At 62.0% G+C, this 11743-nt stretch carries 13 protein-coding genes; 6 read left to right on the top strand and 7 right to left on the bottom strand.

Going from position 1 to position 11743, the window contains the following annotated elements; genetic code table 11:
* Positions 1 to 146 precede the first annotated feature (146 nt).
* From IU452_RS27955 to IU452_RS27930, 6 genes are all read right to left on the bottom strand, one after another.
* Positions 147 to 335, bottom strand: a complete 189-nt coding sequence (locus IU452_RS27955) for a hypothetical protein (RefSeq protein ID WP_195112173.1) — start codon at positions 333 to 335, stop codon at positions 147 to 149.
* Entirely contained in the window at positions 335 to 883 is a 549-nt protein-coding gene (locus IU452_RS27950) for a hypothetical protein (RefSeq protein ID WP_195112172.1), read from the bottom strand. The genes IU452_RS27955 and IU452_RS27950 overlap by 1 nt, the downstream gene beginning before the upstream one ends.
* 296 nt (positions 884 to 1179) lie before the next feature.
* The gene (locus tag IU452_RS27945) at positions 1180 to 2541 is read right to left on the bottom strand and encodes a WXG100 family type VII secretion target (protein WP_195112171.1); all 1362 of its coding nucleotides are present in this window, start codon (positions 2539 to 2541) and stop codon (positions 1180 to 1182) included.
* A 4-nt stretch (positions 2542 to 2545) separates the two neighbouring features.
* Complete coding sequence (locus IU452_RS27940) at positions 2546 to 2857, bottom strand: hypothetical protein (protein ID WP_195112170.1); 312 nt, start codon at positions 2855 to 2857, stop codon at positions 2546 to 2548.
* 195 nt (positions 2858 to 3052) lie between these two features.
* On the bottom strand, positions 3053 to 3361 hold the full coding sequence (locus tag IU452_RS27935; RefSeq protein ID WP_195112169.1) for a hypothetical protein: 309 nt from the start codon (positions 3359 to 3361) through the stop codon (positions 3053 to 3055).
* A gap of 1601 nt (positions 3362 to 4962) precedes the next feature.
* Positions 4963 to 5379 carry a helix-turn-helix domain-containing protein gene (locus tag IU452_RS27930; protein ID WP_228818920.1) on the bottom strand — a complete coding sequence of 139 codons (417 nt, stop codon included), beginning with the start codon at positions 5377 to 5379 and terminating at the stop codon, positions 4963 to 4965.
* Positions 5380 to 5935: 556 nt separating this feature from the next.
* Between IU452_RS27930 and IU452_RS27925 the strand changes: the two genes are divergently transcribed.
* The 6 genes from IU452_RS27925 (at position 5936) to IU452_RS27900 (ending at position 10294) form a co-directional block, all read left to right on the top strand.
* A complete protein-coding gene (locus tag IU452_RS27925) occupies positions 5936 to 6421 on the top strand; it encodes a hypothetical protein (RefSeq protein ID WP_195112167.1) in 486 nt (161 codons plus the stop codon).
* On the top strand, positions 6418 to 6807 hold the full coding sequence (locus IU452_RS27920) for a hypothetical protein (protein ID WP_195112166.1): 390 nt from the start codon (positions 6418 to 6420) through the stop codon (positions 6805 to 6807). The genes IU452_RS27925 and IU452_RS27920 overlap by 4 nt, the downstream gene beginning before the upstream one ends.
* A gap of 389 nt (positions 6808 to 7196) precedes the next feature.
* Positions 7197 to 7643, top strand: coding sequence for a helix-turn-helix domain-containing protein (locus IU452_RS27915; protein WP_195112165.1), 447 nt, complete (start codon positions 7197 to 7199; stop codon positions 7641 to 7643).
* Between the two features lie 68 nt (positions 7644 to 7711).
* The gene (locus IU452_RS27910) at positions 7712 to 8281 is read left to right on the top strand and encodes an ImmA/IrrE family metallo-endopeptidase (protein ID WP_195112164.1); all 570 of its coding nucleotides are present in this window, start codon (positions 7712 to 7714) and stop codon (positions 8279 to 8281) included.
* The gene (locus IU452_RS27905; protein ID WP_195112163.1) at positions 8278 to 9504 is read left to right on the top strand and encodes an MAB_1171c family putative transporter; all 1227 of its coding nucleotides are present in this window, start codon (positions 8278 to 8280) and stop codon (positions 9502 to 9504) included. Before IU452_RS27910 ends, IU452_RS27905 begins: the two co-directional genes overlap by 4 nt.
* 181 nt (positions 9505 to 9685) lie before the next feature.
* Entirely contained in the window at positions 9686 to 10294 is a 609-nt protein-coding gene (locus IU452_RS27900) for a methyltransferase family protein (RefSeq protein WP_195112162.1), read from the top strand.
* A gap of 25 nt (positions 10295 to 10319) precedes the next feature.
* On the opposite strand, the gene IU452_RS27895 is transcribed toward IU452_RS27900, so the two are convergent.
* The gene (locus IU452_RS27895) at positions 10320 to 11735 is read right to left on the bottom strand and encodes a cytochrome P450 (RefSeq protein ID WP_195112161.1); all 1416 of its coding nucleotides are present in this window, start codon (positions 11733 to 11735) and stop codon (positions 10320 to 10322) included.
* Positions 11736 to 11743: the final 8 nt, after the last annotated feature.

Here is an 11743-nt window from a genome sequence, read left to right as displayed (position 1 = left end):
ACCTGGTTCGGTGGAAGCTGTCACCACGCTCACCGACCTGCAATACTCGGCTCTCGGCTCTCGGCTCTCGGCTCTCGGCTCTCGGCTCTCGGCGAGCGGGTGCCACTCCTCCGCCACATTTCTGCGTGATCAGGACCCGGTTTGGCTTACACCAGCCAGCTTTTCCGGTGGTAGTAGGAGTCGTAGTCGTCGTCATCATCTTCTGCCAATGGACGGCGTGCATGGGAAGCTTCCTGGGCCTGAGAGCGCTGGCGGGCGAGTTCTTCCTCGCGGTCGACCTGTTCAAGCAGCTCGATGTACTCCGGTGGCAACCCGGCATATTTGTCGTTGGTCATTACTGCTCCGGTCCCTCGGCTATAGGCGACCGCGCATCGCCGACCGCAGGTTCGACCAGACGATACGAGCGGACGCGTTCTGCGGCACGGTGGTCAGCTAGCTCTGCCCGCAGTTCGGGATGCTCATGATAGAAGCGAAGCAGCCAATACACAGCCGATGCACCTATAGCGTATTCAGCCACGCCGAGATTAATGCCGGGCCGTGAATGAATTCTACTGGTACTGAATTGCAGTACTACTGTATAAGATCTGGATTCGTGTGGTGAAACCCGCCCGATGTCTCGCCATTTCGTGCAGGTGTTTCCAAAGAAGTGATTCGGTGTGCACACGCCAGTGGGAGATAGCTTTATTTCACCGACGGACCCTCTGGACGCATATACGATGAGCAGTATGGTTGCAAGAACCGCCAGCGCCAGAGTGAACGGCGCATAGGCGGCGTTACCAGCGGGCGACTCCTCAATATCCAACACTCCCGCCCAAGTGCCGAAACTGAACGAAGCACCGCCGACCGCCATGCCCATCAACATTATTGGCATCAGAATGCGCACCGACTTCGGCCGCCTGACTATAATGCAACTATTTCCATGCGGTATGTCCGTTTCCGCGACCTGGGTCCGGTTCTGCGTCGAATTCTTGATAAGTATCAGTGTTGGCAGTAGTACGAAAAGTGTGCCAGTGCCCACAAAGAATATGGCTCGCATCCACTCAGACTTCACTGCCGATGCGACACCTAATACCAGCAGGAGTGCTCCGAGAGTGCCGAACATGAGTATTGATAGCGCAAGTTTCCAGATTGGAAAAGGTGCCCATCTGGACGGTATCGGATAGTGGTTGGGTGCATTCATCATTTACAGATCGCCTCGCCCACTCTGGCGCCGATGTCACCGAAAATCCATGAGCCAGCGACTGCACCTGCTCCAGCGCCGGCGACGGCAACGGGACCACCCGCACTTCCCACCATGCCTCCCACTGCTCCGCCAGCCCAACTTCCCGCCACTCCGAAGGTGCCTGATATTCCAGCCACGCATGCGTCATGGGCGCTACTCGCTGCAGAAACATCCCAGATGGTAGTTGCGAAGCCGAGAGCAGGACCAGCGAATTTCGATCCTACTTTGACAGCGCTGATTTCTTTCTCGCTGAGAACTGCGATTGCCCTGTCACTGCTGGACCAGTTGTCCAAACCACTGATGGCGCCGCCGACGGTATTCAGCTGGGGGTGAGTGAAGAAATTGCTTACCTTCTTTGGGTCGAGTTCTTTCCCATCCGGCCCGACTGCCAATATCGTCTCGGCATCCTTGCCCGGAGTCTGCCGACCCAGGATATAAGCCTTCCCGGGGTAGCTCGTATCAGTGTAGATCGTGCCATCCGGCTGTTTGATCGTGCGAACCGTCCCGATCAGTTTCCCAGATGGATCATAGGTTGCTGCAGTCTGCACCGAGTCGCCCCGGGACGGACCGAATGGTTCCCCTGGGGTCCGTTCGCCGGTGGGCTGGTAGCTGGCGGTCGTCGTAATGACCTGCTTGCCGCCGTCCTGCATCGTGATCGTCTTGATGTGAGACCCGTCTTTATCTTCGTCGGTGACTCCAGCGACGGTGACCGCAGCGTCCTCGGCCTGGATCTGCAACTGTTGCATCACCCCGATCGGCGTCGCGGGATTGGGTGCCGCGTCCAGCGGCCTGCCGATGATCGGGTTGAAGTTGCCCAGACCATGATCGGTGTTGATCTGCGCCAATGCTTGTGCAGCACTGTCATCAGCGCTGCCGAGCTGGATCAGCAACGGATTGAGGACCTTCTGCCACGCCGTCTGTGCCTTACGCAGAACATCAGCGTCGTACGGCTGGTCCGCACGGATCAACACGACCCACATGTCGGTCACCCACAGCGGCCCGTTCTCGATCGAGTGCACCGTGGTGTCGATCCTGTTCTTGACCGCCGTCAAAGAGTGGTAGGCCGAATCGAGAGCCGTAGCCACCTCGTCGGCGAGGTCGGAGAACGCCGCCGCCTGGTTCCCGGCGCGACCGAACATCGTCAACGCGGCATCATGAGACTTGCCCTCCCAACCTCGAAGTTCCGGCAGCTCGGCACACCGGTTCTTCAGGGTCACGACCGCCTCTTCGATCTGGGCACCCGCCTTGCGGACGTCTGCCGCCGCGGCCAGCAGATTCCCCAGATTCCAACCGTTGAGTTGAGTACGTGTCGGCAGCATGGCGTCAGTTCGGTTTCGCCTTCGGTGGATCGTTATAGAGCATGTTGAACCGGCCCGCGAGATCATCGTCGGTGATCTCGAACTTGGTCGCCGTGCCGTGCACGGCATCGCCCATCCAACCGACTTCCTGAGCGAACTTGGTTAACGGAGCGGCCACGTTGAGCGCGAGGCTGCGCGCCGCCCATTGCAGCGCCGACCCGCTCATACCGTCACCGGAAGTACCGAGTTTGTCCTTCAGACCGGCATCGGACACCGACTTCGATGCCTCTCCTACCTGCGCAGCGAAGGACCGCAAGATCGCAGGATCGACCAGCACGGGCTACCTCCCCCTTCCTGTTCCAGTACGGTGAACTTTTCGGCACGCTATCACGTTCGGAGGTCTCGATCTGAGCCAGCGGCGAGCCCTGGCACGGTTGTCGATCGTTGACCGCACGCCGACGAGTGCTGGATGGCGTAATCTGACCCGCTCTGTCATAAATCTCGGACTCAGGGGCTATCTGCAAGCGGGCGGTCACAGCTTTTCTTCGCGGATAACCCTTTCTAGTGGCACGATTGTCATCAGGCCGAGCAAAAGCATGTAGATTGCGAGAAAGATCCGGAAGGGGGTAGATAGGGTAGGCTGATCCTCGGTAGCGATAATTCGGGCCATTGCAACCATGGGGATCATGCTGAAAACGATGTGCAAGAATCCCCAGAATGTCAATATCCCATTCGACTTCTCGCTGTAAGCTTTCTTCACGTAGCCGACCAGCACTTCCGCCAGCCCGATCACCAATATAAAAAGGGACAGCCCGAAGATGAGATACGGATTCATCAGCATGGGGGCTCCTACTTTCTGACCTCTGCCAACCCTTGCCTGTGCCGTCCTGCCGGAACGTCAGCAGGCAAGGGCGGTGGCTATGAGCTACTTAGACATCTTACTTCGGGCCGTACTTGATGACCCAGGAAATAATCATGATGGCCACCTTCTTTTGCAATCCGGGCGCAAGCGCCCGCCAAGCCGTCGCGACTACGGGACCGACAACCGCACCCGTTACGCAGGAGGCGACGGCGTTCCACGCGTAATCTGTCGGTTCCCCGCGGTTCACCATGTCTTGCAATGCCGACGTAGGCAGACTCAGCAGTGCGGAAGATGCACACCCTCCAGCCATGGCGATCACGGGACCAGTAAACACTCCAAGTGGGTTCTTCTCCGCTGCGCGGTACTCCACGGCCGGAGCGTTGTCGCCGAAGGAAGCCGCACTGCTGACGCCAGCGGCACCCACCGTCCCAGCGAGTACAATACAAGTTGCGGCCACAGCCTTACGAAGTTGGTTCACAGCATGTTCCTATCTAGTGGTTGTGTGTTGCAAGCTGCGATGAGCAGCTCCTGGTGTCGGGGAGTAGCAGCTCCCCACATCAGGCTTCTTTCCGCCGGAGTTCGGCGGGGTCCAAAGGCAGCCGAGCGTTATACCCATGTCGCATTCTCGATGGATCGGTGCCGATCCATCGAGACGTTGAGGGCCAACAGCACAGGTTGCCGGGGCAGATCAGAGTTCGGCGCAGATCGTGCGTAATCGATTGCACCGCAGCGACTTCCATCAGCAAGAGCAACCCCCTTCGGCTCGAGATCCGAGATCTGTCCGTTCATTAGGATTTGACGCCAACACGACAGGAACGGTTCCCATCGATCCGGGAAATCTCTGAAGGTCGGGTGGCGAGGTCGAGCACGACAAACAAAGCGCCAGGTCAGCGACTGTTATCGACATGCCTGACGCATGGATGGGCGAGAATAATGTGCCCGCGCACACGAGTCCTGAGCGAAGGCGCGGCTCCTGCCACGCATCTTCGGCGAGGCGGACGCGCTACTGGTAGCAGCGCCTGCACGACCAGCTATTCGAGAACGCCTTCGGGCAGGTGGCAGCCCAGCGCAGCGGCGAGCAAGCGATAATGGGTTGGCGCCCAGCTGGTTCGGCAGGATAGCGAAAACACGATGTCGTCGACCAGCTCCTCGAAACCGAGGGCAGCTCTCGCACGCGCGCGTGCCCGACGAAACTGTTGCTCAACCACCCTGTGCGGTACCGAGGCCGCAACCCGCTCACATACTCGATGAGCTCGACGTTCGCGACACCGAGATACTGTTTCCGCTATCAGCGAGCCCTGCATCCGCGATCCGCTGGTCAACCATCAGACCAAGCGGATCGCGTCGCGGGCCTGCCGTTCGGTCACGGCACCGAGCTCTTCCGCCGACCAGAATGTTGATCAGACCTGCCCCGATCTCATCAGGCGGCACTCCGAGGCGACGTACCCAATCGCCGAGGAATATCGAACGGTTCCGAAATGCAGTGGAATGTCCCGAAACATTGTTGCTTTCCGCAAATGGATGGGTTCAGTGTCGAAAAGCCCAGTGAGCACTCTGACTGGTCCGTGGCTGATGTCCCGTCACGTATCGCCGTTGGTCGCTTGGTTCTCCATGCTTGGGTCCGCCTCCTCGAGTAGGTCTATCGGAGGTAGATTCTCCACTTCACGTGCTCGGTCCACGATGGCGGCGATGCTGGCGAGTGTTTGTGGGGTCAGTCCGGATGCGCGCAACGCGAGATTGCGGACCGTCACGTCCTTCATGGCTTGCAGCAGGCTTAGCTGCGACTCGATCGCTTCATCCGGCTCGCTGTCTACGAGGTAGGAAGCTGGAACGCCGAAGAACTGAGCGATCGCCCGCAGGTGGGCGACTGTCGGGTTCGACTTCACGCCGGAACGGAGCTGCCACAGGTACGTGGCGCTGATCGAGGTGCCGGTCGCTTGCGTAATCGCCTCGGCGGCAGCCGCATTCGACAGTGGTGGGTCCGAGGGTTTCCGCATCACCTTGAACAATCTGTTGATCTTGGCTGCGAGTTCGGTTGGGGTCGGCGCGATCTCGGCGGCCGTCTTCTCGTCGTCCACGGTCCTCCGTCCCGGGTTGACTTGCTTCAATAGTACACAGTAAAGCGATTGACATATACCCATGTACATGACAGAGTATGCGCCATACACCTAAGTATGCGAGTTGCATGCAGGCATGTACTGGCGCGAAGGGGGCGTCAGTACATGCCGATGACACGGGAGCGTTTCGGCCAACGATGCTCGAGCTTCTGCTCTCGGGACATGCTTGGGCACCAATGGGTTCGGACGAGCGGAGGATTGTCAGCTGCACCGGATTGATCGCGCGAGACCTCACACGGTCGCGAACTGGTGTGCAGCCAGCCCGATCCAGTGCCCGGCGTGTGCCCATTGGTACCGACAAAGCTCGAGGTGGACGAGATGGCAGAGGTCTGCGCTATCGGGTCCTGCGGCGCGACGTCGCAGATATGGGGTCCGGGAGTGCTCGGGGGTGACCCCGCTTAGCGGGACGGAGCGGATCGACCTGAGGAGAGGAACGATGCCCGTACATCTGGTGTCGCAGACACCCGGCGGTGGTGTGTCACCGCCGGACCGGCACGGGATTCGCGAGATCGTCGCGTCCTACGGCGCCGACGCCGTGGCCAGTCGGATCATGCAGCTGCACGCCGAAGGCCGGCACGCGGCAGCGGGCTGCATCGAACAGGAGCTACAGAATCCGGACGCGTCCGACGACCAAACCGACGTCGACGACGCGTGTCTGATCCTGCAATTGGCCACCGACCTGTTCGATGATCCAGCAGACGAGACCGCCGCGCTCGAACTGATCGGCCTACTGGCGGCCCGCTTCCCTGCGATCAGCTGCAACTGGGTGACGCACGGAGGGGATGCCACCCTGTATCGACGTCCCCTGCGGATCTGTTCACCCGAAACACCGGGCCGGAAGCGTGAGCCGTCGCCTCCGGCACCGACCACAGCAGTCGAATCGAAAGACGCCGGTACACAGCATCTTTGGAGACAGACATGACCGACCGATCCTCGGCCCCCGGCCTCCGGACCGTGCAACCGGCGACGGCGGAGCTCGTGCAGCCGTGCCCGCCGTGGTGTGAACGACCGGCCGGGCACGGATGGGAAGACGGAACCAGCTCCGGTGACCTCGTGCGCTACCACTGGCGCACGTTCCCCTTTCCCGACACCGACCATGGCAGTCTCATGGTGATCGCCACCGAATACCACACCGCCACGGGGATGCGGCGCGACCCAGAAAGCTACGTCGTCGACACCGGAATCGGTGGTGATTGCGGGCTCGATGCCGCCGGTATCCGAGGCATGGTCAGTGTGCTGGCCGAGGCCCTAAGCCTCACCGACGAGTCTCCGGCGCCGCCGCGGCCATTCCGATCGCCCCTACGGTGAAGGGCAACTGAGGCAAGTTAGCAGTGGACATCGGTTCGCGCACGGAGACAACCCTTCCGCTGCCGATCCGATCGGCAAACGGTTGTTCTGCTCGGACATCGTCGGGTTAGCGATCTGCTGGCCTACAATTGGCGCGATACCGCAGCCCAGCGCACGCAGAGTGCACCTCGACGGCAGCGACTTCATCAGCGCTACAGCTCGTCGGTCCCATCCTCTAACCAACTTGTCAGCTGCGTCCGAACATCATGCGCCGCAATAGATTTCTCCACCATGAAACTAGCTGCCAACTGGGAGAGCTGGGACTATACTGCGCCAGATAGCGCTCAACCACCAGAAGAACGTAGGGGCGCATTATTTCCTGGTGGTCGAGTCCAGGTGAGGCAGGGGACATGCGCGATGGTTCGCAGCCGCCGGCGCTGAAAGACCGGTTACAGCGGTTGTTCGACGACATCCGCCCGCAAGGCCGTCACGGTCGGCGGTACACCAACGACGAGGTCGCTGCGGCGATCAAACAGCGTAATCCCGCCGTCCGGGTCAGCGGTGCCTACCTGTCCGCGCTACGCACCGGCGGCAAGACGCGGCCGTCCCCGGACCTGTTGGCGGCACTGGCGGAGTTCTTCGGGGTGAAACCGGGATACTTCCTCGATCCCGTCACCGCGGAGGAGACCGACGCCGAGATCGCCTTGGCTCACACCCTCGCCAACATGGGAGTGCGACAGATCGCCCTGCGGGCAGCCCGTCTCGAGCCGCACCAGCGCGACCTGCTGGCCCAACTCATCGACCAGATGGAACGTGCGTCCAGCACGGACGAACAAGGACGGCGAGATGATCAGTGAACGACGGGTTGGGAGAGCCGATGGTGGTGCTCAGCGTATGGCACGCACAACCTTCGAGGGATGAGCGGATGGGCCGACGAACCCTGCGGCGGCGCTCCGCCCGACTGGTGGAAGAGTTCATCGCCGACCTTCGGCTGCCGATCCCGGCCGAGCCGGACCAAGTCATGCAGGCGGTCTGTGATGTCCTCACCCGCCGTCTCGGCCGCCCGGTCAAACGAATGCCGGTGAAGTTTCCGCCGTCGCAATCCGATGTCGTTTTCGGCCTGTGGGTTCACGGCGCTGACGGCCACTACATTTTCTACGAGCAGGACACCAGCCCCTGGCACCAGTTGGTGATCTTCTGCCATGAGACCGGTCACCTGATTCACGAGCACGACCAGGCCCCGCTTCTCGACGCCGACCTTCCCCGCCTGTTGCTGCCGAACCTCGACCCCAGCGCGGTGCAGCGCATCATGGCCACCCGCTCCCAGCAGTGTTGCGGTCCCGCCGAAATCCAAGCCGAGACGTTCGCTGCGCATCTGCTGACCCAGGTCAGCAGGTGGCTTCCGGAACAACATTGGCCGGTGTCGGACGCTGCCGCGGCCGTCGTGCAGCGCATGGAAACCACCTTCGGACTACCCCAGGGCCCGCAATCGTGAATAGCACCGGCACCGCGGTCTATGCCGCAGCGTTCTATACCGCAGCCGCCGTGAGTGTGATCGCGCTGGCCTACAAGGCCAACCAACTCCGACGGCACCCCAGTCTGCAGCATTGGGCGGTCCTCGCCGCCATGTTCCTGTGGATAGCGGTGTGTCTCTGTGTCCCGCCCCCGACCGTCACGCTGATCAACCGCCTCACCGGGATCCCCAACCTCGCCGGGCTACTGGTCTACATCTTGCTGATCTTCCTGGCCGCCGCCATGCAGGCGGTCATCCTGGTGTGGCGGGGCAGTCCTGGCGAGATCGGACCGAAGATCCGCCGCCGCGTGATCGCCTACACGGTGATCAGCATCGTGTTGATCGCGCTGTTCGCTGCGGGGAATGCGTCGGTCGAAAGACCCGTCGACTTCGACGTCTACTACGCGACCACCCCGTGGCTGGCCCAGCTCATCGCCGTCTACCACCTGGTCTTCGCCTTCGCTGCAAGCGATTTCACCTACAGCGCGATCGCGGGGGCGCGGGTGACCACCCGGCCCTGGCTGCGGCGCGGCCTCTACCTGGTGGCCGTGTCCGGCCTGTTCGGCGTGGGTTGCATCGTCACCAAGATGACCGCGGTCGTGGCCCACTGGTTCGGTCGCACCCACCTGGACCACCTCGACACCCAGGTCGGGCCCGGCCTCGCCGCGATCGGGATCGTCATCGGCTGTGCCGGATACACCCTCCCCGCTGCCGGCGAACGCCTCACCAACCTGCTCGCACGGCTGCGTGAGTATCACGCCCTGCGGCCACTGTGGCGTGCCATCCGCACCGCTACCCCGGAATTGGCCTCCCCCATCGATGCCCCCTGGTGGGACCTCAAACTCCGCACGACACGACGTCTCGCCGAAATCCGCGACGGCCAGCTCGCACTGCGTGCCTACACCCCCGCAGCCGCCGAAGACCACGCCCGACGTCTCACCGACCACACCCAGCTCGACGACATCGACCGCGCCGCCGTCATCGAAGCAGCCCGCATCAAAACCGCCATCGCAGTCCGGCACGGGAAACTCCCGGCAGGAGCTGGGACGCCGCATGCCAGTTCCCGAGGTGGCAGCGACAGCGCCAGCGAACTCGCCTGGCTGACCCGGGTCAGCCGCGCCTACGATCGCTCACCCATCGTCGCCGAGACCCTGCATGCCCTCCAGTCCGCAGCTATCGCCCCCGCCGAGGCGCCAGCCGAATGATCCGCTACCGCACAGCATCCATGGACGGAAGCAGTGGTCGGCAGCTGCTGAGGGTTCATACGAGGGTTACGGGCTAGAGCTGCGACTGTGGCCGCTGGCCCTTGGCCGAGCCGGGCTGTCTCGCGAGCCAGTCGGCCACCACAGCCAGCGGAGTCCATCAATAGGTAGAAGGAGATCGGGCATGCTGACAACGATCATCGCCCTGGCCCTGTTCATTGTCTGGCTAGTTGTGGCGTTCGGGGTGCGCATTCTGATCGCGGTGCGCCGCACCGGCGAGACCGGCATCCGTCCCCCGCAACGTTTCTCGACACAATGGTGGGGCGAAAAGCTGTTCCGGCTCGTAGCCGTTCTGGCGTTCGCCGGCTGTGCTGCCGACCTTGCCGGACTCATCCCGCGGATCCGTCCGCTGGATCACCCCGTCGTCCAGCTCGCCGGGGCAGTACTGGCCGTAGCGGGCATCGCCGCAACCCTTGGTGCCCAGCTGGCCATGGGTGACTCGTGGCGCATCGGGGTCGACGAGCACGAACAAACTCCCCTCGTCACCACCGGGGTGTTCGGCCTCATCCGAAACCCGATCTTCACAGCCATCGTGCTGACCGCGGTCGGTCTGACTCTGATGGTGCCCAACGTAATCTCCGTGACCGGGTTCGTGATCCTCGCAGCCACCATGGAATTGCTCGTCCGCGCGGTTGAGGAGCCCTACCTACGGCGCGCCCACCCAACGGAGTACCTCCGTTACGCTGCGCGAGTCGGCCGGTTCTTTCCGTACGTGGGCCGGCTCAGAAGTTGATCCGAGTCGGAGGCGGATATCTTTGTCACATTCTTCGAGGGTGTAGACGCAACTGGAGTCCGGCGGGTTTGAGGGTGAGGGACTCTCGCACGTCGAGTCGGTAGTGCGGGTCGGGTTCCAGGTCGAATTGGTGCAGGATCGCAGCCAGGGTCACCATGATCTCCTGGTGGGCGAACTGTCGTCCGATGCAGGCACGTGCCCCGGTGCCGAATGGCTTGTAGATGCGCGGCGGCAGGCTGCGCATGTTGTCGGGCAGGAACCGATCGGGGTTGAACTCATCGGCATCGGCCCCCCAGGCCAGATCCCTGTGCGCGGCCAGCAGCAGCACCAGCACCCAATCCTTTTCCTGGAAACGATACGTGCCCTCGCACAGCGTCGTGTCCTGTTTGGCACGCCGGAAATAGCCTGGGGCTGTGGGCCATAGCCGCAGTGTTTCATCGACCACTCGTCGAAGACTGCGCAGTCTCGGAACGTCCTCGAACCCGATGTCCGGAAACGGTGCTGAGGGCCACCGATTGTCGAGCTCGGACCGGACGCCGTCGGCGATGTGCGGATGGGTGGACAGATAGTGCAGCGCGAAGGCAATTGTGTTGGCTGAAGTCTCACTGCCGGCTGCGAGGAATGTCAGAATCTGATGGCGAATGTTGGTGCTGTCCAACGATTCACCGGATTGCGGATCGACACCGTCGAGCATGGTGTCGAGCAGATCCAGGTGCCCAGCGCCGGTGCGTGCGCGACGGGCCTCGATGATGCTGTCGACAACCCGGTGTGCGTGGACCATATCCTTGCGATGCTGATGTGTGCGCTGCCGTCGGAAAATTCGCTCGAACCAGGGCAGCACATCGGTGCGCCGGTTGGCATAGGCGAGTTCGCGAACCATGGCGGTCACGAACGGATCCTGGTCGGGATCGGACAGAGATCCGAACGAGTGCGAAAATCCGGCCCGGGACATGATCTCGAAGGTCAGCTTGTTCGATTGCGCCGCAATATCGATCCACGAATCCGGTCGTGACCTCCAGGCATCGGTCAACTCGCGGACGGTGCCGACGATGGTGGCATGGTAGTTGCTCATCGCGGTCTTGGTGAATGCCGGCGCCAGGATGTTGTGTGCCTTGGCCCAGTTCGGTTCTCGGTTGAACGCGGTGAACAGCCCGTCACCGGCGAGTGGCCGCAACTTCATCAGCGAATGGCCGACATGCTTTTCCCACTGTGTCTCATCGTTGCACTCCTCGATCGCTCGGGTGCCGGTGACGATGATCGCGGGATACCCGAACAGCTTCTGTTCGAATACCGGTCCCAGATCCCGGGCCTGCTGGGCGAGCTTCTGGCAGGGCTTTGCGAAATCGGTCGTGAATACGTCGCCCAGCAGCGGCAGCCGGTAGGGCGGATGCGGCATCGGCCGCGGCGGGGACGATGCGACGATCGGTGATGTCTCGGTCATGTGGCTCC

This window comes from Nocardia transvalensis (assembly GCF_015477765.1).
Lineage (GTDB): Bacteria > Actinomycetota > Actinomycetes > Mycobacteriales > Mycobacteriaceae > Nocardia > Nocardia transvalensis_A.
The sequence above is the reverse complement of the archived record's forward strand: the minus strand, read 5'-3'. Positions and strand labels throughout refer to the sequence as shown.